The organism is Kitasatospora sp. MAP5-34, assembly GCF_029894335.1.
Classification (GTDB): domain Bacteria; phylum Actinomycetota; class Actinomycetes; order Streptomycetales; family Streptomycetaceae; genus Kitasatospora.
Genome location: NZ_JARXZC010000014.1, coordinates 84,424 through 108,450 on the forward strand (window position 1 = coordinate 84,424; position 24,027 = coordinate 108,450).

Consider the following 24,027-nt stretch of genomic DNA (forward strand, 5'->3'; position numbering starts at 1 on the left):
GCGACCCGTGTCCCCGCGGCTCGGATCCTCGCGACCAGTACCCCCGCTGCCCGTGTCCTCGCAGCCCGGGCCCGGGCCGCGAGGATCCGAGCCGGTGGCCGAGGACGGCCTCGACGTGCTGACGGAGCTCCTGCGGACGGTCCCCGACCGGCTCGACGCGCACATCGGCGGGCTCTACCTGCTCTCGGACGACCGGCAGCTGCTCGAGCTGGCGCTGACGCTCGGGGCCGCGCGGCAGTTCACCCGACCGTGGCAGGGCGTGGGGATCACCGCACCGATCCCGGTGGCCGAGGCGGTACGCGACGGCCGGTTGGTGTGGGTGGGCGGCACGGAGGAGATGGTGCGCCGGTACCCTCGGGTGGCGGTCGCCATGCCGTACGCGTTCAGCCTCGCGGCCGCGCCGCTCATCGCGGACGGGACCACCCACGGGGCCGTCTTCCTGCTCTGGCCGGCCGCGCATCCGCCGGAGCTGTCGGCGGCCGAACGCCATGAGCTCACGGCGCTCGCCGCCGAGCTGGCCGAGGTGCTGACCCGGGCGGCCCGAGCGGGCCGTCCGGTCCGGCCCGGCGCGCGCCCGGCGGCGATCACTGCTCCGGGCGGAACCGGGGAGCCGTTCGGGCCGATGGCGGCGCGGCTGCCGGAGGGCGTCTGCGGCATCGGCCAGGACGGCAGGCTGGCCGCCGTCACGCCGACGGCGGCCGCGCTGCTCGGGGAGCCGGTCGAGCGCCTGCTCGGCGCCAAGCCGTGGGCGGCGCTGTCCTGGCTCCGCGACCCCGTGTACGAGTACCACTACCGGGCGGCGGTGCTCAGCGGGCAGCCGACGTCGTTCGTGGCGCGCCGGCCGCCGGACCGGTGGCTGTCCTTCCAGCTCTACCCGGACGCCTCCGGGCTCACCGTACGCATCACCCCCGCCGAGGGCGCCCACTCCGACCCGCCCACCCTGGTCCGGCCCGCCGGGCCGGTCGAGGCGGCCGTCCGCACCCGGCCCGGAGCGCTGTACCACATCCTGCACCTGGCGAGCGCGCTGACCGAGGCCGTCAGCGTGCAGGACGTGGTGAGCATGATCTCCGACCAGATCCTCCCGGCCTTCGGCGGCCAGGCCGTCGCCGTCCTGCTGCGGGAGAGCGGCCGGCTGCGTACGGTCGGCCACCGGGGTTACCCGCCCGGCCTGGTCGACCAGTTCGACCGGACGCCGCTGACCGAGCCCACCCCCGGCGTCCAGGCGACCACCAACCCCGTACCGGCCTTCTTCGAGACCCGTGCGGCGCTGGAGCGGCTCTACCCCGGCCGCCACGAGACCCAGGACGGCATGGCCGCCTGGGCCTACCTGCCGCTGGTGACCTCGGGCCGGCTGTTCGGCACCTGCGTGCTGGCCTTCGCCGAGCCGCACCACTTCGGCCTGGAGGAACGCACCGTCCTCACCTCGCTCGGCGGCCTGCTCGCCCAGGCCCTCGACCGCGCCCGGCTGTACGACACCAAGCTCGGCCTCGCCCACGGCCTCCAGGAGAGCCTGCTGCCGCGCGCCCTGCCCAGCGTCCCGGGCCTGCAGACCACCGCCCGCTACCTGCCCGGCACCGAGGGCATGGAGGTCGGCGGCGACTTCTACGACCTGATCCGGGTCGACAGTGATACTGCCGCCATCGTCATCGGCGACGTCCAGGGCCACAGCGTCAACGCGGCTGCCCTGATGGGCCAGATCCGCACCGCCGTACGCGCCTTCGCGACGGCCGACTCCGACCCCAGCACCGTCCTCGCCCGCACCAACCACCTGCTCGTGGACCTGGACACCACCCTGCTCGCCAGCTGCGCCTACCTCCGCGTCGACCTCACCCGCCGCGAGGCCTGGATGGCCGACGCCGGACACCCGGTACCCCTGCTGCGCAGTCCCGACGGCCGGGTGCACCCGCTGCGGCCGAGTACCGGCCTGGTCCTGAACGTCGACCCCAGCGCCGAATACCCCGTGATCCGCGTCCCGCTGCCGATCGGCACCACCCTGGTCCTGTACACCGACGGCCTGATCGAAACCCCCGGCGTAGACCTCGACCTGGCCCTCGCCGACCTGGCCACCACCCTCACCCGCCACGGCGCCGGACCACTCGACCAACTCGCCGACGCCCTCATCGGCCAGGCCGAACAGGCCGACCACCGCACCGACGACATCGCCCTGCTGCTGGTCCGGTCGGTGGCGCTGTGAGCTCTCCGAATCGCGCCGGATCGGCCGGCCCGGGTTTCCCGGGGGGCACGCTTCGGCCGGAATGGAAAAACCGGAACGGAATAAGGGGTTGGGTGGGACGGCCGCCAGCTGCTAGCTTTCAGTCGACCGTGAAGCTGTCATCAGGAGGTGAGACCCGTGAACGCTGTGTCCAATGGGTGCTCCCCCCTGTCCTTCATGGTCGGGCGACTGACATAGGTGTCGCCGGGAGCGCCTGAACACAAGGCTCTCCTGAGAGGCAGACACCTATGAATACTGTGCATTTCGCTGCGGGCACGAGCGAGCACCCGGTGGTGGTCACGCGGGTCGCGGAACAAGAGTGGCACGCGCTGGCCGACGACCAGGTGGTCGGCCACGGCGACGTCCTGCCCAGGCCCGACGGGCGGATCTTCCTCAGCATCGACGCGTGGCACGGCCCGGTCTTCGACCAGCTCGCCGATGCGATGCTGACCGAGCTGCCGAAACCGCTGTACACGGTGGTCGACGAGGGCGACCGCGACTTGACGTCCAGTTGGGAGCGGGTCGGATTCACAGTCCGACGCCGCGAGTGGGAGTACCTCGTGCCCACGGACCCGCGCGTCACGGGGCTCGACGCGGTGCAACCGCCGTCGGGCGTGACGATCGTGCCCGCCGGCGAGGCGGAGGAAGGCCCCCTGCGCGCGTTGGACCGCGCCATTCGCGAGGAGGCCGAGACCACCGTCGGATGGCAGGAGATGCCCGCCGAGGTGTTTCCCCGCCCGCACGGGACCACCGTGCTGGACCCGTCGAAGTACGCGGTGGCAGTGCGGTCCGGCCAGTACGTGGGCCTGCTCCGGGTGGCGCCGGTGACCCGGTTGCCACGGATCGGACTGATCGCAGTCCGGGCCGACCAGCACCGCCACGGCATCGCCCGGGCGCTGCTGGCCCACGCGCTGGGCTCGCTCCGCCGCTCCGGCTTCGAAACGGCATCGGCCGACGTGAACGAATCCAACGCGGCAGCGACGGCGCTGTTCGACGGCGTCGGTGCCCAGCGCGCAAGCAGCAACCTGGAGTTGGTGTTCCGTCAGCTGAATTCGCTTCCCGACCGACCGCACGGTCACTGACCGGAGAAGAGGGAGAACATGGCAAAAACAGCAGGAGGCCTCGAAGTCGAGGGCATCGTCCTCGAATGTCTGCGCAACGCCACCTTCAAGGTGGAGCTCCACAACGGGCACAAGGTGCTCGCGCACATCAGCGGGAAAATCCGGAAGAACTACATCAAGATCCTGCCGTACGACCGGGTGCTGGTGGAACTCACCCCGTACGACCTCACCCGCGGCCGGATCCTCTTCCGATACCGGGCGTAGCGGCGGGTTTGACGTGCCGGATACGGAAATCCGTCATGCCGGCAGCCTGACGTGACAGGTATCGGAGTCCGGCCACCGGCCGGACTCCGATACCGACTGATCCCGACTCCGGACAGGCGCGGCCTCGGCGCGAACCGACCGGCACCTGTCCGGCGGGGCGTGGTCTGGAGAGTCCCCGGTCGAGGCCCCCGCACGGCTGGCGGCCCGACACGTCCGGCGGGTGGGTGGTCACCCCCCAGCCCCCGCGCCGCCCCAGCGGATCGCGGCTGCGCCGGCGAAGTCGCCCGCGTGGGCGAAGCCGCCGAGGACGACCAGGTCGCCGTCCCGGAGTTGGCCCGAGCGGATGGCGCGGTCGAGGGTGATGGGGATCGCCGCGCCGAACATGTTCCCGCAGGTGTCGAACGTGTCGGGGTGCCGGTCCTGCGGAATCCCCAGTGCCGTCCGCCAGTTGTGCAGGAAGGTGCGGTTGGGCTGGTTGGTCACGAGCAGGTCGATCTCGGTGGTGGGGAGCGCGAGTTGCCGGCACAGGTCGGTGACCACCTCCGGGACCAGGCGGTTGCCGCGTTCCAGGACCTTGGCGACGGCGGCTTCGGTGAAGCCGATCCGCAGTTGGGACGTGCCGGGTTCCCAGTACTTGCGGCCGTCGTCGAGGACTGCGGTCATGTCGCCGCCGTAGTCGCCGATGTGCCGGGTGAGCACGTCCAGCACCGGGGAGCCGGCCGAGGTGGTCAGGTAGCCCACCCCGCAGCCGTCGCCGGGGACGGCGGCCTGGGCGAGCCCGCGTACGTCGGACTGGGTGAAGAGCTGGCCGGCGGCGCCCTGGGCGTTGCAGATCAGCGCGGTCTTCGCGTCGGTGGTGCTGAGGATCGTACGGGCGAGTTCGAGCATCTGGATGAAGGAGGCGCAACCCGCGTTGGCCACGTCGATCAGCCACTTCGGCTTCAGCCCGAGTCGGCGCGCGACCTCCGTGCCGGCTCCTATGAACGGCGTGTCAGGTAGCTGACTGTGCGTCAGAAGAACGTCCACGGAACGGATCTCGTCCGGTCCGTGCCGATCGATGAGCGGCTGCACCGCCCGTTCGATCATGTCGACGTTGGTCTCGTCGGCGGCCACATGGTGCCGTAGCGGCGGGACCCGGAACATGGGGTTGTCGCGGAGCTTGTCCTCCGCGCCGGGGTAGTCGGTGTAGAACTCGGCGGGGACGGGCTCGCCGGGCAGATAGCCGGCCACGTCGGTGAGACTGACGGTGGTCACGGGGTGACCACGCTGCGCGGAGAGGTGCTGACCGGGAGGCCGCCCAGGTGGCGGTGTTCCAGGATGGCCCTGAGGTTCTCCAACTCCACCGTGTGGCCGGCGTAGAAGGCGTCCCAGTAGTCGCCCACCCACGGCCGGTCCGCGCGGGGTGCCAGGTCGGGGCGGGGGTTCTGGTCGTAGTACGGGTGGTGGCAGTTGGTCCAGGTGATCACGGAGCCGGGCCGGCCCAGCACCGACTGCGCGGGAACGACCCGCATCAGGTAGATCATCCAGAGCTCGTCGCCCTGGTCCCAGGCGCAGTGGAAGTCCACCGTCATGGCCTCGGGATTGGCCGCCACCCGGCAGTAGATCCTGGTGTCCTGCTCCAGCCGGTCGTCCCCGACCCACAGGCCCGGGGTGTCGGTGGGTGCGAAGTTCCGCAGGCTGAAGGTCCACTCCTCCAGGTGGTGACCCTGGCTCAGGTACTCGTACGCCTGCTCCGGCGGGCAGTCGACGTAGGTCTGGATGGTGCAGTACTGCCCGAACACCTCCTGGTGCGGGTAGGCCGGACGGGTCAACTCGGCGCAGAGGGCCAGCAGTTGCTGCAGATCGGTGTTCTCCACCCTGGTCAGGCCGGGGACGTCAACCGACTCGTACGGGTCCGTGGTCATGCGTGGTCTCCTCGGTCTGGGCCGGCCTCGGGCCGGTGCCAATGGTGCTCGGGACGGACAGGAAGGACAGGAACGGAAGGAACGGCGGTGTCTCGGCGGGGTCGAAGTCGAGCGCGACGAACGCCGGGCCGCCGGTCGTGTTGGAGCGCAGCAGGGCCCGGTGCAGCTGCGCGCCGTCGTCGGCCCGGGTCACCTCCAGCGCGGGGAACATGGCTGCGACGCCGGCGGCGATGTCCGCCGGGCGGAACAGGTTGCTGGGGTGCGGCGCTCCGAGGTACAGGTGCTCGCGGGTGGCGCACATGGCGTGCGCGTTGTTGTTGAAGATCACGAAGGTGACGGGCGCCGCGTACTCGACGGCGGTGTGCACCTCCATCCCGTGCATGAAGAACGCCCCGTCACCGGCGATCACGTAGGTGCGCCGTCCGGTGGCGAGCGCCGCGCCGATGCCGGCGCCGAAGGTGTACCCCATGCCGCCCATGCCGACGGCCACCACGAAGCGGCCGTGGCGCGGGGCCGGCAGCAGGTGGATCGCGCTGGCCCCGGCGTTTCCGGCGTCGACGAAGACGTGGGCGTCCGGTGGCAGCGCGGCCTCGACGGCGGCCACCGCTGCGGCGTAGGAGGTGGTGCCGTGACCCGTCCGGGGTGTCGGTCGCGGCGCGGGTCCGGCGTGCTCGGGTGCCGGGCGCGGGTGCGGGCCGAGCAGCTCGGCCACCGCGCGCAGGGTGTCCCGGACGCCGTCCGGCAGGGCGATCCCGGGTACGAACGGCGGCTCGGGATCGATGCAGATGACCGGTGTTCCGGCCAGGGCTGCGTCCAGTCCGGCGCGGGCCAGGTCCGGCAGTCTGGTGCCGACGAGCAGGCACAGGTCCGCCCGCCGCAGGCAGTCCGTGACGTTCTGGTGGCCCATCACCCCGGCCACCCCCGCGAACCGGGGGTCGTCGTTGTGGAACACGTCCTTGGCGTCCGGGGTGACGGCCACCCAGGCGCCGAGCCGCCCCGCCACCTCGGCCAGCTCCGCCCGGGCGTCCGAGGACGCCACGCCTTCGCCGGCGATGACCAGTACCGTCCGGGCGCTCCGGAGCAGCTCCACCGCCCGGTGTGGCAGCCGGATCGGTGGTTCGGCGGGGGCGGTCGGCGGCGTCGGCCGGGGTGGGTCGATCAGGGCCTGCTGTACGTCCTTGGGCAGCAGGAGCACCGCCGGGCCCGGCGGCTCGGTCCGGGCCGCCGCGAGTGCCTGGGCCAGCAACTCCGGTAGCGAGTCCGGGTCCTGGACCACGGCGCAGAACCGGCTGACGGGCGCGAACAGCCGCTGCGCGTCGAGCGATCCCCCCTTGCCACTGGAGTCCTGGAACGCCCCGCGCCCCGCCGACCCGGTGGGCGGCTGTCCCACCAGGGCCAGCACCGGCACCCGCGAGGCGTACGACTCCGCCAGCCCGGGCAGGAGATTCACCGCGCCGCCGCCGGAGGTGGCCGCGACGACACCGATCCGCCCGGTGGCCCGGGCGTGTCCGTCCGCCATGGTGGCGGCCGAGAACTCGTGCTTGGCCACGACGGCGCGGATCACCCCGTCGGTGGCGTGGAGGGCGTCGTACAGATCCTCGATGTTCGCGCCACCGACGCCGAACACGTGCCTGACACCGTCTCCGGCCAGCGCTCCCGCCAGGTAGTCGACGAGTCGCACCTTGGCGGGCAGTTGTGTGCCGGAGACCGGTCCTACCTTGGCGGGCAGTTGTGTCTCGGAGACCGGTCGTATCCTGTCGGGCAGGCGTAGGTCGGGGGCCTGTCGCACCCTGGCCGCCGGTCGTACCTCGGAAGTCACGTGGAACTCCTCTCCGCCAGGTCGGGCAGCACGATGAGCCCGGACGGCGAGATGGCCTGGAAGCGGCGGCGGTACTCGTTCGGGGTCACTTCGAAGGCCCGGCCGAACGAGCGGAAGAAGGTCTCGGGGGCCGGGAATCCGCAGCAGCGGGCGATCTGGCCGACCGGCAGGTCGGTGGTCTCCAGCAGTTTCCGGGCCTGCGAGATGCGCATCTGTTCGATGTACTGGCCGGGGGGAACGCCGACCTCGCGGCGGAAGACCCGGGCGAAGTTGCGCAGGCTCATGTTGGCGCGCTCGGCGATCTCCGGTACGGGCAGCGGTTGTTCGAGGTGCTGCAGGATCCACTCCTGCGCGGCGCGGACCGGAGGCCGGTCGGCGAGTTGGGCCTCCAGGATCGAACTGAACTGGGACTGCCCGCCGTTCCGCTTGAAGAACAGGACCAGGAACCGCGCCGTCTCCAGCGCGGCCGCCGCACCGTGGTCGGCCTCCACCAGCGCGAGGGCCATGTCTATCCCGGTCGCCACCCCGGCCGAGGTCACGAACCGGCCGTCCCAGACGAAGATCGGCTCGGGATCCACCGTCACGTCCGGGTAGCGGCGGGCCATCTCCTCGCAGAACGCCCAGTGCGTGGTGGCGCGCCGCCCGCGCAGCAGGCCCGCTTCGGCCAGCAGGAACGCCCCGCCGCAGACGGACGCGACCCGGCGTGACCGGTCGGCCGCCTTGCCGATCCACGACACCAACTCCCGGTTGCCCAGGGCCTCCTTGAGGCTCCAGCCGCCGGGGACGAGCAGGGTGTCGATCGGTCCGTCGCCCGTGTCGAGCGGTTCGGCCTCGATCACCATGCCCGAGGACGTGCGGACCAGTGGCGCGTCGGCGGAGACGAACTCGATCCGATAGCCGGTACCCACTCCTGCCAACTGCCGATTCACGGTGTCGAACACCTCGATCGGTCCCGATATGTCCAGTGCCTGCGCACCGGAATAGACCACCACAACCACACGTCGCTGGGACACCGTCACAGCCTGTAGGCAGCGCGGGATGGCGGCAATGACGGCTTGTTGACGAATTCGGCCACCGATCGGGGTCGGACCCTGTCCGATCAGGCATGTTGACGGTGAGTCACCTTTCGGTGTGAGACATGTCATGTCCACTCTGCTCGTCAGGGTCGGCGGTCATCGCAGCGCATCCGGGGGGAGGGCGCGGTTCCGGGCGGGCTGGCTTGATCTGCCTCTCGTCAGGTCATCACTCCGCCTTCTAGGGTGAGGCCTTGTCCTGCTCCCGTCATGAGGCTCCGGCGTGACGTCGCCCGTACGGCGATGCCGCCCCGGACCGCCCACTCTCCGAGGGGTCACGAAATGTCGATGTCCGCACGCCTGCGACTCGCCGTCACCGCTGCGGCGGCCGGTGCGTTCACGCTCGCCCTGGTGCCTGCGGTACCGGCGGCGCCTTCGGTGCCCGGTGCCGTCGCACTGTCGCCGGTCGTGGCGGCGCACCGGGCGGTGCCCGCGATGGCCTCGGGCCCGTTGCGGGCGATTCGGCCGGCCTCGGCGGGCGATCCGGTGCTGGCCGCGCCGATCTCCACCAGCGACTGCGTCAGCCAGTTCCAGCGCGCCTGCTATTCGCCGCTCCAGTACCGCACGGCGTACAACCTCGACCCGCTGTACCGCGCGGGGATCACCGGCCAGGGCCGGACGATCGTGATCGTCGACTCCTACGGGTCACCGACGATCCAGCACGACCTGGACGTCTACTCCGCACAGTGGGGCCTGCCCAGCAGTCAGGTGGAGGTGGTGAAGTGGGGTCAGGTGCCGGCCTTCGACCCCAAGAACGCCGACATGGACGGGTGGGCGAGTGAGAGCACGCTCGATGTCGAGGCGGCCCACGCCGTGGCGCCGGGCGCGCACATCGTGCTCCTGGAGACCGGCGTGTCCGAGACCGAGGGCCCGGTCGGCGTCCCCGAGATGATGAGCGGCATCAACCACCTGGTCGACGCGGGCCAGGCGGACGTGGTCTCGATGAGCTGGGCCACCAGCGAGGCCATGTTCCCCGGATTCGACGTGGGCGACTACACCAGCCTCACCACGCTGCGCTACGCCTTCGTCAACGCCGCCCGGCACGGGGTCACGCTCACCGCCAGCTCCGGCGACGGCGGCGGCGACTCGACCAAGCTGGACGCGGCCTGGCCTGCGGGCGACCCGCTGGTCACCGCCGTCGGCGGCACCGAGCTGCACCTGAACGACCAGGGCGTCCGCACCGCGCCGGACTCCGCCTGGTCGGGCAGCGGCGGTGAGCTCTCCAAGGTCTTCGCCCGGCCGGGGTACCAGAACCCGGCGCGCTCGGTGGTCGGTACGCACCGGGGCACCCCGGACGTCAGCATGGCGGGCTCGCCCAACGGCGCGCTCTGGCTGTACTCGAGCTTCGACCCTGCCAACACCGGCTGGACGGCGGACGGCGCGGGCACCAGCGAGTCCTCGCCGCTGTTCGCCGCCGTGGTCGCGCTCGCCGACCAGGCGGCCGGGCACCGGCTCGGCGTGATCGACAACGACCTCTACCGCCTGTACGCCCAGCACTCGCCCGGCCTCGTCGACGTGACCACCGGCTCCACCGGCCCGAACGGCTACACCGCAGGCCCGGGTTACGACCAGGCGACCGGCGTGGGCACCCTCGACGCCACCGGGCTCGTCGCAGCCCTCGCCCACCGGCACTGACCCTCCCGGTACGTCCGGGTACGCGACAGCCCGCGCGGGGTTCGGACCCCGCGCGGGCTCGTACGTGCGTCGGCTCGCGTGTCGGCTCGCTGAAGCGCGTCGGGTCAGGCCCGGGCCGGCTCCGGCTCGTCCGCCCGGTCGTCGGTGGCGGCGGCGAGCTCCTGCCGGACCTCGGCGAGCGACGGGTTCGACCAGGCGCTCGCCACGCCCCAGCGGTAGAACGCCAGGGCGATCAGCGCGACCACCAGCAGGTCCCAGCCCTGCGGCAGGTAGCCCTGGCCGCCGTACGCCTTGCCACCCGCCCAGGAGACGCCGGCCATCACGAACAGGTATGCGACCATCCAGGCGCCGGCCAGCAGATGGGGCTTCAACTCGGCCCATGGCTTGCGCAGTTCGTACCAGGCCCAGATCGGCAGGCCGGCCGCCATCAGCAGGATGACCTTGCCGGTGAGCGGCCAGCGGGCCCAGTACAGCACCAGTGAGCCGAAGACCATGGCGATCGGGGCGATCACCGGCATCGCGCGCAGCTTCACCGGGCGGGGCAGGTCGGGGGCGAGGCGGCGCAGCGCCATCACGGCGACCGGGCCGGTGACGTACGAGATCACCGTGGCGACCGAGACGATCTCGGCGAGCGATCCCCAGCCACGGAAGACCGCGAGGAAGAGGAAGGCGATCAGCAGGTTGAGCAGGAGTGCGGGGCGCGGGACACCGGTCCTGGGGTCCACCCGGCCGAAGATGGACGGGAGGTGCCCGTTCTCCTGTACGCCGTGGATCATGCGCGAGGTGGTGGCGGCGTAGATCATGCCGGTGCCGCTCGGCGAGATGAAGGCGTCCGAGTAGAGCAGCAGGGCAAGCCAGTTGAGGCCCCAGGCGATCGAGAGGTCGGCCAGCGGGGACTTGTAGTCGAGCCCGCCCCAGCCGTGCGCCAGGCCGTCCGCCGGGATGGCGCCGATGAAGGCGACCTGCAGCGCGATGTAGATCACCAGCGCGATCGCGATCGAGCCGATCACGGCCTTCGGCAGCGACTTGCCGGGGTTGCGGGCCTCACCGGCCAGGTTCAGCGGGGACTGGAAGCCGTTGTACGCCCAGACGATGCCGGAGGTGGCGACCGCCGTGAACACGGCGCTCCAGCCGTTCGGGGCGAAGCCGCCGTTGCCGGTCAGCCGGTGGCTGTCGAAGTGCGCCAGGAACAGGCTGCCGGCCGTCAGGGCGGGGACGACCAGCTTGAAGACGGTGATGGCGGTGTTGGTCTTGGCGAACAGCGTGATGGCGAACCAGTTCAGCACGAAGTAGAAGACCAGCAGCACGCTCGCCAACGCCACGCCGGTTACCGTGAGTTGCTTGCCGTCGTAGAGCTGGTGGGCCCAGCCGAAGTGCCAGGAACTCATGTACGTGACGGACGCGGTGGCCTCACCGGGGATCACCGAGACGATGGCGATCCAGTTGGCCCACGCCGCCAGGTAGCCGGCCAGCGAGCCGTGCGAGTACTGGCCGTACCGGACCATGCCGCCGGCCTTGGGGAACATCGAGCCCAGCTCGCTGTAGGTGAGGGCGATGGTCAGCGCCACCACGGCACCGATCACCCACGCGACGATCGCGGCGGGACCGGCCAGCCGGGCGGCGCGTTCGGCGCCGAACAGCCAGCCGGAGCCGATGATCGAGCCGAGGCCGACGGCCGTCAGGCTGATCGTGCCGAGCGAGCGGCGGAAGTGCTGATGGGACGCCGTCGTCGGCTCGGGCGCGCTCAACGTATCTGTCCTCCGTCTTGTCCTCCCCGGCCGGTCGGGTGGCCCGGTCGGGTCCTGCCGTGGCCCGGCCCAGGGCGCGCGGCGGCGCGTCCTGGGCCGGACAACTCGAGCAGGTTAGGTGACGAAAGGGGGTCGAATGCTCATAGAAAGCTCAAATCGTCCGATTGTTGCCTTCTCGTGTCCGTTGAGCGAGTCGCGTCGTGGTGGCCCGGGCACGTGGCGCTGTGCTCCGGCGGTGGTGGCCTGGCCGTCGCGGCGCGGGCGGCGGTCCCCGTCGGGGCCGCCGCAGAGCGTGCGTCGGGCCACGCCAACTGATCGCGATCCGGCGGTCGTTAACGTGGTGAGGCGGTGCGGTGGTGTATGCCAATGGTCTTGACATGTACGCGCAACTTGGGCTTAACCTGGCAGGCACTACCCGTCGGTAGCGTCAATCTACAACCGGACAGCGGAATCGCGCGAGGGTGCCTCAGTACGCAGGGGGTGCGTCGCGACGCGCTGCACCGAGAGTCGCTCGTGCCCCTGTCGCGCCGTCAGACTCACACCCGGAGAGCCCATGAGGCCCACGCCACCGCTGCTGACCGACCTCGTCGTCGGGATAACACCCTTCTGCCAACCGGACGCCGGGCTCGCCGAGGCCGTGTGCCGCGCGGGCGCGTTGGGGGTGCTGGATCTCGGTGTGGGCGATCGACGCTCGCGCGAGGAACTCGCCACACTGCACGAGCGGTTCGCCGGCCGGTTCGGCGTCCGAGTCGGCCCGGGCTGCCGGCTCTCCCCCGGGGAGCTGCGCTCTCCCGGCGGTGCGAGGCCGGACACCCTCGTGCTGGCCGTGGACATCCCCGGCTGGGAACTCGCCGAACTGGCCGGTGAGTACCGTCTGCTGGCCGAGGTCACCGATCTGGGGCAGGCAGTGGCCGCAGCCCGTGCCGGAGCCCACGGGCTGATCGCGCGTGGCAGCGAGAGCGGCGGGCGGGTCGGCGAGTTGAGCACCTTCGTCCTGCTGCAGCAGTTGCTGAACGCGCCGGAGATCGAGCTGCCGGTGTGGGCCTGCGGTGGGGTCGGCCTGTACACGGCGGCGGCGGCGGTCGCCGGCGGGGCGGCCGGAGTGGTGTTGGACAGCCAACTCGCGCTGCTGGCCGAGTCGGCGGTGCCGCAGGAGATCGCGGCGGCCGTACGCGGTATGGACGGATCCGAGACGACCGTCGTCGACTCGCAGCGGGTGCTGCTGCGTAAGGTGCCCGGTGAATCACTGATTGACCATCAGTTGATGATCGGTCAGGACGGCGCACTCGCGGCCAGATTCGCCGAGCGCTGGAGAACGGTCGGCGGGGTGGTACGGGCCGTCCGGGAGGCAGTGCTGGACGGGCTGCGGGCGATGGCCGTACCGGGTGCGGCGACGGCGCTGCTCGGGTCGGGGGCGCCGTTGAGCGAGGCGCTGGGTACCGAACTGCCCGTGGCGCAGGGCCCGATGACCAGGGTGAGCGACCAGCCGGGTTTCGCGGCGGCGGTGGCCGCCGCAGGCGCGCTGCCGTTCGTGGCGCTGGCGCTGGCCGACCCGGAGCAGACTCGGGAGCTGCTCGCGCAGAGCGCCGCCGCCATCGGCGGACGCCCTTGGGGCGTAGGGGTGTTGGGATTCGCTCCGGAGGAGGTGCGGAGCGCCCAGCTGGCGGAGGTGTTGGGGGCCCGCCCCACCCATGCGGTGATCGCGGGCGGTCGTCCGTCCCAGGCCAGGGTGCTGGAGGAGGCGGGCATCCGGACCTTCCTGCACGTGCCTTCCCCGGGCCTGCTGAAGCAGTTCCTGGACGACGGGGCCCGCAGGTTCGTCTTCGAGGGCTCGGAGTGCGGCGGCCATGTCGGGCCCCGGCACAGCTTCCCGCTCTGGGAGGTGCAGTTGGCCGTGCTGGCGGACTTCCTGGCCGAAGCCCGGGACCGGCCGCAGGTCGAGGTGCTGTTCGCGGGCGGCGTGCACGACGAACGGTCGGCGGCGATGGTGGCGGCGCTGGCCGCACCGCTGGCGGGCCGGGGGGTGGCGGCCGGGCTGCTGATGGGCACGGCGTACCTGTTCACCGAAGAGGCGGTCGAACACGGCGCGGTACAGGCGCAGTTCCAGCGGCAGGTGCTGGCGGCAAGCGGGACGGAGCTGCTGCAGACGGCGCCCGGGCACGCCACCCGGTGTGTCGCGAGCCCCTTCACGGCGGAGTTCGAGCGGACCCGGGAACGGCTGCGGGCGGACGGCGTGCCGGACCGGGAGGTCTGGGAGCAGCTGGAGCGACTGAACGTCGGCCGGCTGCGGATCGCCAGCAAGGGCGTCGACCGGGTGGCGGGGGAACTCGCCGGGGTGGACGAGCAGGAGCAGCTGGAGCGGGGCATGTTCATGGCCGGGCAGGTCGCCGTCCTGCGCTCGGCCACCACGACGCTGGCCGAGCTGCACGCGGCGGTCAGCACCGGCGCGGCCGCGCTGCTGGCCGCCAGGGCCGCCGAGCTGACGGCGCGACTGGCGCCGGACGTCGAGGCGGAGCCCGTACCCGCGCCACTGGAGATCGCGGTGATCGGCATGGCGGGGATGTTCCCGCAGGCCCCCGACCTGCCCGCGTTCTGGGCGAACGTGGTGGGCGGCGTGGACGCGGTGACGGAGGTGCCGCCCGAGCGCTGGGACCCGGCGCTCTACCACTCGGCCGACGGCGGGCCGGGCACCACACCGTCCAAGTGGGGCGGCTTCCTGCCGCAGATCCCGTTCGACCCGCTGAGCTACGGCATCCCGCCCGCCGCGCTCGGCAGCATCGAGCCGGTGCAGCTGCTGGCGCTGGAGGCGGCGCGTCGCGCGCTGGTGGACGCCGGGTACGACGGCGGCGCCGCCGGGGACGGTGGCCGGGCGTTCGACCGCTCGCGTACCAGTGTGGTGTTCGGTGCGGAGGCGGGCAGCGACCTGTCGAACGCGGGCGTGCTGGGGGCGGTGCTGCCGGCCTACCTGGGCAAGGTGCCGGAGGCGATCGCCGAGCAGCTGCCCAAGATCACCGAGGACTCCTTCCCCGGCATGCTCTCCAACGTCATCTCGGGGCGGATCGCCAACCGGCTGGACCTGGGTGGCGCCAACTTCACGGTGGACGCGGCCTGCGCGTCCTCGCTCGCCGCGCTGGACGTGGCCTGCAAGGAACTTGCCGCCGGTACCAGTGACTTGGCGCTCTGCGGCGGCGCCGACCTGCACAACGGGATCAACGACTTCCTGCTCTTCGCCTCGGTGCACGCGCTCTCGCCGACCGGCCGGTCCCGCCCGTTCGACGCGTCGGCGGACGGCATCGCGCTCGGCGAGGGCGTGGGCTGCCTGGTGCTGAAACGGCTGGCGGACGCCGAACGGGATGGCGACCGGGTGTACGCCGTCGTCCAGGGGGTCGGCAGCGCGAGCGACGGCCGGTCGCTGGGCCTGACGGCACCCCGGCCCGAGGGGCAGCGGCTGGCGCTGGAGCGGGCGTACCGCAGCGCCGGGATCGGACCGGCCGAGGTCGGGCTGGTCGAGGCGCACGGCACCGGGACGGTGGTCGGCGACCGTACCGAACTGGCCGTGCTGAGCGAGGTGTTCGCGGAGGCCGGTGCCACGCCCGGGAGTTGCGCGCTGGGTTCGGTGAAGTCGCAGATCGGGCACACCAAGTGCGCGGCGGGGCTGGCGGGTCTGATCAAGGCGTCGCTGGCACTGCACACCGGCATCAAGCCGCCCACCCTGCACCTGGAGCAGCCGAACCCGGCCTGGCAGCCCGCCACCAGCCCGTTCGCCTTCCACGCCGAGGCCCGACCGTGGGCCGCTCCGTCGGCCGAACGAGTCGCGGGTGTCAGCGCGTTCGGCTTCGGCGGCACCAACTTCCACGCGGTCCTGCGGGGTTACGACGGGCCGCAGCCGGCGCACGGCCTGCAGGAGTGGCCGGCCGAGCTGTTCACCTTCCGGGGGGCCGACCGGGAGCGGGCGCTGCGCGGCGTGGCGGAGCTGCTGCGGCTGGCGGAGGCGGACGGTTCGCCCTGGCGGCTGCGTGACCTGGCGCTGGCCGCCTCGCGGCGCGCCGAGCAGGGCCACGGCCCGGTACAGGTCGCGGTGGTGGCCTCCGACCCGGCCGAGCTGATCCGGCTGCTGCACCGGGCCACGGCGGGGGAGCACAGCCCGGCGGACGGGCTGCACCTGGCCGACGGCGAGGCCGTCGGCGGCGCGGTCGCGTTCCTCTTCCCCGGGCAGGGCAGCCAGCGGCCGGGGATGTTCGCGGAACTCCTCGCGGCGTTCCCCGGCGTGCGGCGCCACCTGCGGCTGGGTGGGTCGGACGCCGACGCGCTGTACCCGCCGCTGGCCTTCACCCCCGAGACCCGGGAGGCGCAGCGCGCGGCCGTGACGGACACCAGGGTGGCGCAGCCCGTCCTGGGCATGGTCGGCCTCGCGGCGTACGAGCTGCTGGGCCTGGCCGGGGTACGTCCACAGCTCGCGGGCGGCCACAGCTACGGCGAGCTGGTCGCGCTCTGTGCGGCCGGGGCGCTGGCCGCCGAGGACCTGCCGGCGCTCGGCGCCGAGCGGGCACGGGCCATCCTGGACGCGGTCGGCGAGGGGGAGGACCCCGGTGCGATGGCGGCCGTGACGGCCGGTGCCGAGGACGTCGAACGGGTGCTGGCCGCAGCCGGGTTGGTCGGACGCGTGGTGGCGGCGAACCACAACTCGCCCCGGCAGACGGTGGTGTCCGGCCCGACGCCGGAGGTGGCGACCGCGACCGGGCTGCTGCGCGAGGCCGGGTACGGGGTGACGCGGCTGCCGGTCGCGTGCGCCTTCCACAGCCCGCTGGTGGCGGGCGCGGGCGAGCGCTTCGCCGAGGCGCTGGCCGCCCGTCCGGTACGGGCACCGGAGTTCCCGGTCTTCTCGAACCGGACGGCGGCCGCCTACCCGGCCGACCCGGCGGCGGTACGGGCCGGGTTGGAGGCACAGATCGGCGCGCCGGTGCGGTTCGTCGAGCAGATCGAGGCGATGTACGAGGCGGGCGCCCGGGTGTTCGTCGAGGCCGGTCCTGGGTCGGTGCTGACCCGGCTGGTGACGGCGGTACTCGGCGACCGTCCGCACCGGGCGGTGCCCGTCGAGGGGCGTCGGCGCGGCCTGCCCGGCTTCCTCGACGCGCTGGCCGCACTGGCCGTCGCGGGCGTCCCGGTCCGGACCGACCGGCTGTTCCGGGGCCGCGACGCGGTGGACGCGGGCCGGGCGCGGGCACCGCGCAGGCCCGGCTGGACGGTGGACGGGCAGCTGGTACGCACCGCCGCCGGAGAACTGCTGCCCGGTGCACTGGCACCGGCCCGACCCGTACCGGAGGCTCTGATGACGACGCAGGTACCGCATTCGGACGGTGGGAACTCGGACGCCCTGGTCTCGGAGTTCCTGCGGAGCAGCCGTGAACTGATCGCGGCTCAACGGGACGTGCTGATGACGTACCTCGGTGCGACGGGCGCCGCGCCCGCGCCTGCGCCCGTGCGTGCGCTGGTGGCTTCGGTGCCTTTGGCGCCGGAGCCGCTCGCGGTGGTTCCGGTGGAGCCGGTGGTGGTCACCGCCACTGCACCGTCCGCCGCGCCTTCGTTCGGCGCGGACGACGTGCTGCGTGTGGTGGTCGAGGTGATCAGCGAACGCACGGGCTACCCCGCCGACATGATCGAACCCGACCTGGATCTCGAAGCCGACCTCAGCATCGACTCCATCAAGCGCACCGAGATCATCGGCCAACTCGCCCGCCGCCTCGCCGACGGGCCCGACCTGGGCACCCTCGCCGACGAGGAGGTGGAGGAACTCTCCCGCGCCCGCACGGCCGCCGCCATCACCGCCTGGCTCACCACCCGCCTCGAACCCGCCCAACTGCCCGAAGCGGCACCGGTGGTCGCACCGGCAGTCGTGGTGCCCGAGTCGGGAGTGGCAGTGCCCCCGGCGGTCGAAGGCCACGAGCCCGTCCGGGGCCACGAGCCCGTACGCCTGGAGTTCGAGCCGGTGGCGCTCGCGGCGCTGCCCGCCCGCACGCCGGAGGCGCTGGCGGGCAAGCGCTTCGCCGTCCTGGGCGAGGACGGCCACGGAGTCGCCCAGGCGCTCGCCGCCCGCTTCGCCTCGGCCGGTGCGCAGCTGCTGGCCGTGGGTGCGACGCACGAACTGTCGTCGCTCGACGGCCCGTTGGATGGCGTGCTGCTGCTGGACCCGCTCGCCGAGCACGGCGCGCCGGTGCTGCCGGGGTGCGTGCCGGCGCTGCAGGCGGCGCTGGCCCGCGCGCCCAGATGGCTGCTCGCCGCCCGGCCGGCACTGCCGTCCGCCGATGGTAGGGCCGACGGGCTGCGCGGGTTGTTCCGTACGCTCGCCCGCGAGTACCCGGACACCACGGTACGGCTGCTCGAGGTGGATGCGGCCGACCCGGCGCAGGCCGCCGAGGCGCTGCTCGGCGAACTGACGGCCGAGGACCGCGAGCCGGTGGTGCTGCGCGGGCCGTCCGGACGCCGGGGCCTCGCGCTCGCGGAGCGTGGTCTCGGGCTGCTCGGCAGCACCGGGGCGGGCCCGGCCGGTGACGGGGTGGCCGAGGCCGCCGCGCTGGGACTGGACCGGGAGGCCGTGGTGCTGCTGGTCGGCGGGGCGCGCGGGATCACCGCGCGGTTCGCGGCGACGCTCGCCTCGGCCGGCCGGTGCCGGCTGGAGCTGCTGGGCCGCACCACGCCGCCCGAGGGCCCTGAGGACCCGGTGACGGCCGCCGCCCGGGACCGGTCCGCGCTGCGGGCCGTGCTCGCCCGGCAGGGTGTGCGGCTGCCCGAGATCGACTTCGCCGCCTCCCGGCTGCTGGCCGGACGCGAAGTCGCCGCGACCCTCGACGAGTTGTCGGCGCTCGGCTCGCAGGCACGCTACCGGGCCGTGGACGCGGCCGATCCGGCGGCGCTGCGGCAGGTGGTCAAGGAGGTGTACGCCGAGTACGGCCGGCTGGACGGTGTCGTCTACGCGGCGGGCGTGATCGAGGACAAGGTGCTCGCCGAGAAGGACCCGGAGTCCTTCCGGCGGGTCTTCGCCACCAAGGCCGACGGCGCCCGCGCACTGCTGGACGCGCTGGCCGAGCTGCCGGCCGGGCCGCAGTTCACGGTGCTCTTCGGCAGCATCGCCGCTGCGCTGGGCAACCGTGGCCAGGCCGACTACGCGGCGGCCAACGACGCGCTGGAGGAGCTGGGCGCCCGCTGGGCGACCCGCACCGGACGCCGGGCGCTGACCGTGCACTGGGGTCCGTGGGCCCCCTCCGGCGCGCATGGCGGCATGGTCTCCGAGGAGTTGGCCCGGGACTACGTCCGGCGGGGCGTCCGGCTGATCGACCCGGATGCGGGCACGCTCGCGCTGCTGCGCGAACTCGCCTGGGGCGAGCGGTCGGTGCGGTCCGTGGTCTACACCGCCTCGGGCTGGTGACGGCGCCGGTGAGAGGTACTCAACTCCCGCCGGTGGCCGTGGTGGGCATGGCGGTGCTGCTGCCCGGGGCCCCGGACCTGGCGGCCTACTGGCGGAACCTGGTGGGCGGGTTCGACGCGATCACGGACGTCCCCGAGGGGCGCTGGGACGCGGACTACTACGACCCGCACGCCGCCTCCGGACCGGCCGCACCCGACCGGCTCTACTGCCGGCGCGGTGGCTTCGTGGACGGGCTGGCCGAGGTGCAGCCGACCCGGTTCGGCATCATGCCGAGCTCGGTCCCGGCCACCGAGCCCGACCAGTTGATCGCGCTCCAGGTCGCCGCCGCCGCGATCGCGGACGCCGGCGGCCCGGACCGGCTGCCGGACCGTGACCGGGTCGGGGTGGTGCTGGGCCGGGGCGGGTACCTGACGCCGGGTCTGGTCCGGCTCGACCAGCGGGTGCGCAGCGCGCACCAGGTGGTACGCACTCTCGGGGAGCTGCTGCCGGATCTGACGGTAAGTCAGCTCGAAAAGGTGCGCGCGGCGTTCGCCGACCAACTCGGGCCGGACCGGCCGGAGTCGGCGATCGGCCTGGTGCCCAACCTGGCCGCCTCCCGGGTGGCCAACCGGCTGGACCTGCGTGGCCCCGCCTACACGGTGGACGCCGCCTGCGCGTCCTCGCTGGTCGCCGTCGACCAGGCGGTCGGCGAACTGGCCACCGGCCGCTGCGACGTGGTGCTGGCCGGCGGGGTGCACCACTGCCACGACGTCACGTTGTGGAGCGTGTTCGCGCAGCTGCGGGCGCTCTCGCCGAGCCAGCGGATCCGCCCGTTCCACAAGGGTGCCGACGGGCTGCTGATCGGTGAGGGTACCGGCGTGGTGGTGCTCAAGCGGCTCGCCGACGCGGAACGCGACGGAGACCGGGTGTACGCGGTGATCCGTGGCACCGGCGTGGCCAGCGACGGGCGGACCGCCGGCCTGGCCAACCCCGACCCGGGCGGTCAGGCCCGGGCCGTCCGGGCGGCCTGGCGGGCGGCCGGGCTCGACCCGGCGGCGCCCGGCGCGCTCGGCCTGCTGGAGGCGCACGGCACGGCGACCCCGGCCGGTGATTCCGCCGAACTCGCCACCCTGGCCGAGGTGTTCGGGCCTTCCGCAGGCGGCGAGCGGGCGGTGCTGGGCTCGGTGAAGTCCATGATCGGGCACACCATGCCCGCCGCCGGCGTCGCCGGTCTGATCAAGGCGGCGCTGGCCGTGCACCACGGCGTGCTGCTGCCCACACTGCACTGCGACGACCCGCACCCGGCGCTCGCCGCCACCCGCTTCCGTACCATCGGCGCGGCCCAGCCCTGGGAGACCAGCCCTGACGGGCCGCCGCGCCGCGCTGCGGTCAACGCCTTCGGCTTCGGCGGCATCAACGCCCATGTGGTGCTGGAACAGGCCCCAAGTGCTGTTCCTCGTAAGGCTGTTACGAGCGTCACCGAATCTGAGCGGGTGCTCCGGCTGGCCGCCGACGGGCCCGAGCGGCTGGCCGAACTGCTGGCGGCCGACGACTCGGCACTGCTGGCCGCAGCAGCGGCCGAGCCCGGCGGCTCTGCGCCGCGCTGCCGGGTGGCGATCGCGGACCCGACGCCCAAGCGGCTCGCGCTGGCGCGCCGGGCGGTGTCCCGGGGGCGGGCCTGGCGGGGGCGGGGCGACGTGTGGTTCGCCCCCGAGCCGCTGCTCGGCCCGGGACCGGCCGGTGGCCGGGTCGCGTTCCTCTTCCCCGGCCTGGAGGGCGAGTTCACCCCTCGGGTGGACGAGGTCGCCGATCACTTCGGCCTGCCGCGCCCGCTCCCGCCGGAGGCGGCGGCCGAGGTGGGCGACATCGGACGGCACGGCGTCGGCGTGGTCGCCGTCGGGCGGCTGCTCGACACCGCCCTGAGCCGGATCGGCATCCGGCCGGACGGCGTGGCCGGGCACAGCGTCGGCGAGTGGACCGCCATGATCGCGGGCGGGCTCTACGCCGGCGACTCGGTGGACGCCTTCCTGGAGTCCTTCGACCCGGACTCGCTGCTCGTCCCCGGGCTGGCCTTCGCCGCGCTCGGGGCGCCCGCCGACCGGGTGCTCGAAGCGCTCGCGACGGTCGACGGGATGTCCGAGGTCGTCCTGTCGCACGACAACGCACCGCAGCAGTCGATCGTCTGCGGTCCGCAGGGGCCGGTCGCGGAGTTGGTCCACTGGTTCCGCGCACGCGGCGTACTCGGCCAGGTGCTGCCGTTCCGGTCCGGCTTCCACACGCCGATGCTGGCCCCCTACCTCGACCCGATCCGGCGGGCCGCCGACCGCTTCGAGCTGCACCGGCCGACCGTGCCGGTCTGGTCCGGGACGACGGCCTCGCCGTTCCCGCCGGCCGAGGCGGCGGTGCGCGAGCTGTTCGTCCGGCACCTGCTGGAGCCGGTGCGGTTCCGGTCACTGGTCGAGGCGATGTACGCGGCGGGCTTCCGGGCGTTCGTCCAGGTGGGCACCGGGCAGCTGGCCTCGCTGGTGGGGGACACCCTGGGCGAACGGGCGCACCTGGCCGTCGCGGCGAACTCGCCGCACCGCGACGGGCTGGCGCAACTGCGCCGGGTGGCCGCCGCGCTCTGGGTGGACGGCGCCGAACCGGACGCCGCCGCCCTGCTGCCCGCCCCCGCTCGGGCCGCCACCGTTCAGGCCGCCCTCGCTCGCGCCACTCGGAGTGAGCGCCCGCACCCGGCGGTACCGCTGGACCTCAGCGGGGCGCTCGTCTCGCTGGACCCGGCCGTGCTCGGCGCGCTCCGCGCCGACCTGGCCGTACCCGGCCCGCAGCAGGTGCCGGACCTCGCCGCGTTCGCCGACCGCTTCCCGGTGGCGGCCGAACTCGGTGCGCTGCTGCGTGACACCGAGCGCGTCGCCGCCGAACTGATCGGCGCGCGGCAGAAGTTGGCGGACGTCCCGGCGCAGCCCGCTCTCAACAGCAGGCTGCACGTCTCCCTCGACACCATGCCCTACCTCATCGACCACTGCTTCTTCCGGCAGCGCCCCGGCTGGCCCGACCCGACGGACCGCTGGCCCGTGGTCCCGGCCACCACGATCGTGCAGCACCTGATGGACGCCGCCGAGCGGGCGGCCCCGGGCCAACTGGCCACCAGTGCAAGCGATCTGCGGTTCGGGCAGTGGGTTCCGGCCGCGACACCGCTGGACATCGAGATCACCCTCGAACCGGCGGGCCCCGGAGGTCTCGCGGCCAGTTTCGGCGGGTTCGCGCGTGGCACAGTGGAGTTGGCGGATCGTCATGTCACTCCGCCTGCTCCGTGGCGGGTGGACGCGTCCGGTGAACGCACGCCGGAGCTGACGGCCGCCGGGCTCTACGACGAGCGGTGGATGTTCCACGGCCCGGCGTTCCAGGGCCTGACCGAGCTGACCGCGCTCGGGGACGCACACGTACGCGGCGTGATCACCGCACCGGCCGCTCCCGGGGCGCTGCTGGACAACGTCGGCCAGCTGCTCGGCTACTGGATCATGGCGACCCGCACCGACCGCACCGTCGTCTTCCCGGTGGGCCTCCGGCAGCTGCGCTTCTACGGCCCGCCACCGCGACCGGGCACCGAACTCAACTGCCACATCCGTATCACCAGCCTCACCGACGCCACCCTCGAAGCCGACGTCCAGCTGCTGTCCGGCGGCGCGGTCTGGGCGGAGGTCCACGGTTGGCAGGACCGCCGCTTCGACAGCCACCCCGAGACCCGGCCGGTCGAACGATTCGTCGAGCGCAACACCCTCTCCACCCCCGAGCCGGGTGGCTGGGTGCTGCTGCACGAGCGTTGGCCCGACCTCGCCTCCCGTGACCTGATCATGCGAAACCACCTGGGCGCCGCCGAGCGGGCCCGGTACGAGCAGCAGTCGCCGCGCGGACGCCGGGCCTGGCTGCTGGGACGGATCGCGGCGAAGGACGCGGTCCGGCGGTGGCTCTGGGAGCAGGGCGAGGCGGCGGTGTTCCCCGCCGAGATCGAGGTACGCAACGACCCTCCCCCAGCCTCCGGCCGGGGGTATCCCCATGGCCGCCCCCGGGTGGTCGGGGTGCACGGCCGGACGTTGCCGGAGCTGGACGTCTCGCTCGCCCACCGGCCCGAGCTGGCCGTGGCGCTGGTCCGGCCGTCCCGCCCCGGCGGCGGGCCCGGTGTGGGCATCGACCTGGAGGAGGTCACCGATCGCCCGGCCGAGACCCTGTCGGTCGCGCTCGGCCCGGCGGAGCTGGAACTGCTGGCGGCCTGCCGGGCGGCCCACGGCGGCTCGCAGGCGCTCTGGTTCACCCGGTTCTGGACGGCGAAGGAGGCGGCGGCCAAGAGCGAGGGCACCGGACTCCAGGGACGGCCGCGCGACTTCACCGTGATCGCGGCCGATCCGTCCACCCTGCGGGTGACGGTCGGCCGGCGCACCCACCACCTGCGCTGCGCACAGGTCGCCGGCCCGCCCGGCCGGCCGGAGCGCAGCTACGTCGTGGCCTGGACCACGGGGGAAGACCGTAGTGACGCCAGCAGCAACGACAGCCACGAGAGGACAGCCCCGAAGTGACCATCAGCGAGCAGACCGTAGACCTGCAACCGCCCACCGAGCAGGAGGTCCTCACCGAGATCACCGCCATGCTGGCCACCGTGCTGGAGGAGTACGGCCTCGACGACGCCGAGGCCGCCGCCGAGGTCACCATGGAGTCCCGGTTCACCGAGGATCTCGAACTGGAGAGCATCGACCTGGTCACCCTGGCCGGGCAGCTCCGGGAGCGCTGGGGCGACCGGATCAACTTCGCCGAGTTCATCGCGGGCATGGAGCTCGACGAGATCATCGGCCTGACGGTCGGCCGGCTGGTCCGCCATGTGGTGGACCGGCTGCAGACCGCCGGGCGGAGCTGA

General features: G+C 73.2%; 12 protein-coding genes. 7 read left to right on the forward strand and 5 right to left on the reverse strand.

The window, feature by feature from the left end; all coding sequences use genetic code 11:
* Window positions 1–94 precede the first annotated feature (94 nt).
* From P3T29_RS14580 to infA, 3 genes are all read left to right on the forward strand, one after another.
* Window positions 95–2,194, forward strand: coding sequence for a SpoIIE family protein phosphatase (locus tag P3T29_RS14580; RefSeq protein ID WP_280716846.1), 2,100 nt, complete (start codon window positions 95–97; stop codon window positions 2,192–2,194).
* Between the two features lie 266 nt (window positions 2,195–2,460).
* Entirely contained in the window at window positions 2,461–3,294 is an 834-nt protein-coding gene (locus P3T29_RS14585) for a GNAT family N-acetyltransferase (RefSeq protein ID WP_280716847.1), read from the forward strand.
* Between the two features lie 18 nt (window positions 3,295–3,312).
* Window positions 3,313–3,537: a translation initiation factor IF-1 gene (infA, locus tag P3T29_RS14590; RefSeq protein ID WP_280716848.1), complete on the forward strand. Its 225-nt coding sequence runs from the start codon at window positions 3,313–3,315 to the stop codon at window positions 3,535–3,537.
* A 228-nt stretch (window positions 3,538–3,765) separates the two neighbouring features.
* Here infA and P3T29_RS14595 read toward each other — a convergent pair whose 3' ends face one another.
* From P3T29_RS14595 to P3T29_RS14610, 4 genes are read right to left on the reverse strand one after another with little or no spacing between them, the layout of a single operon-like run.
* Window positions 3,766–4,791, reverse strand: coding sequence for a ketoacyl-ACP synthase III family protein (locus tag P3T29_RS14595; RefSeq protein WP_280716849.1), 1,026 nt, complete (start codon window positions 4,789–4,791; stop codon window positions 3,766–3,768).
* Window positions 4,788–5,441 (reverse strand): SRPBCC family protein, encoded by a 654-nt coding sequence (locus P3T29_RS14600; protein ID WP_280716850.1) that lies wholly within the window; start codon window positions 5,439–5,441, stop codon window positions 4,788–4,790. Before P3T29_RS14600 ends, P3T29_RS14595 begins: the two co-directional genes overlap by 4 nt.
* A complete protein-coding gene (locus tag P3T29_RS14605) occupies window positions 5,413–7,260 on the reverse strand; it encodes a thiamine pyrophosphate-binding protein (protein ID WP_280716851.1) in 1,848 nt (615 codons plus the stop codon). The genes P3T29_RS14600 and P3T29_RS14605 overlap by 29 nt, the downstream gene beginning before the upstream one ends.
* Window positions 7,257–8,273 (reverse strand): GlxA family transcriptional regulator, encoded by a 1,017-nt coding sequence (locus P3T29_RS14610; RefSeq protein ID WP_280716852.1) that lies wholly within the window; start codon window positions 8,271–8,273, stop codon window positions 7,257–7,259. Before P3T29_RS14610 ends, P3T29_RS14605 begins: the two co-directional genes overlap by 4 nt.
* A gap of 348 nt (window positions 8,274–8,621) precedes the next feature.
* Between P3T29_RS14610 and P3T29_RS14615 the strand changes: the two genes are divergently transcribed.
* On the forward strand, window positions 8,622–9,968 hold the full coding sequence (locus P3T29_RS14615) for a S53 family peptidase (protein WP_348532832.1): 1,347 nt from the start codon (window positions 8,622–8,624) through the stop codon (window positions 9,966–9,968).
* A gap of 104 nt (window positions 9,969–10,072) precedes the next feature.
* Here the strand turns inward: P3T29_RS14615 and P3T29_RS14620 are convergent, their stop codons facing one another.
* Window positions 10,073–11,716: an APC family permease gene (locus P3T29_RS14620; protein ID WP_280716854.1), complete on the reverse strand. Its 1,644-nt coding sequence runs from the start codon at window positions 11,714–11,716 to the stop codon at window positions 10,073–10,075.
* 553 nt (window positions 11,717–12,269) lie between these two features.
* On the opposite strand from P3T29_RS14620, the gene P3T29_RS14625 reads away from it, so the two are divergent.
* The 3 genes from P3T29_RS14625 to P3T29_RS14635 all read left to right on the forward strand — a co-directional run bounded on the left by P3T29_RS14625 (window position 12,270) and on the right by P3T29_RS14635 (window position 24,027).
* Entirely contained in the window at window positions 12,270–19,139 is a 6,870-nt protein-coding gene (locus P3T29_RS14625; protein ID WP_280716855.1) for a type I polyketide synthase, read from the forward strand.
* An 8-nt stretch (window positions 19,140–19,147) separates the two neighbouring features.
* The gene (locus P3T29_RS14630; protein WP_280716856.1) at window positions 19,148–23,692 is read left to right on the forward strand and encodes a type I polyketide synthase; all 4,545 of its coding nucleotides are present in this window, start codon (window positions 19,148–19,150) and stop codon (window positions 23,690–23,692) included.
* Between the two features lie 68 nt (window positions 23,693–23,760).
* Window positions 23,761–24,027, forward strand: a complete 267-nt coding sequence (locus P3T29_RS14635; protein ID WP_280716892.1) for an acyl carrier protein — start codon at window positions 23,761–23,763, stop codon at window positions 24,025–24,027.

What these genes read in the sequence shown, in the direction of transcription:
- P3T29_RS14635 (WP_280716892.1), top strand. Translation starts at nt 23,761, where the DNA reads ATGCTGGCCACCGTGCTGGAGGAGTACGGCCTCGACGACGCCGAGGCC.
- P3T29_RS14615 (WP_348532832.1), top strand. Translation starts at nt 8,622, where the DNA reads ATGTCCGCACGCCTGCGACTCGCCGTCACCGCTGCGGCGGCCGGTGCG.
- P3T29_RS14585 (WP_280716847.1), top strand. Translation starts at nt 2,461, where the DNA reads ATGAATACTGTGCATTTCGCTGCGGGCACGAGCGAGCACCCGGTGGTG.
- P3T29_RS14600 (WP_280716850.1), bottom strand. Translation starts at nt 5,441, where the DNA reads ATGACCACGGACCCGTACGAGTCGGTTGACGTCCCCGGCCTGACCAGG.
- P3T29_RS14625 (WP_280716855.1), top strand. Translation starts at nt 12,270, where the DNA reads ATGAGGCCCACGCCACCGCTGCTGACCGACCTCGTCGTCGGGATAACA.
- infA (WP_280716848.1), top strand. Translation starts at nt 3,313, where the DNA reads ATGGCAAAAACAGCAGGAGGCCTCGAAGTCGAGGGCATCGTCCTCGAA.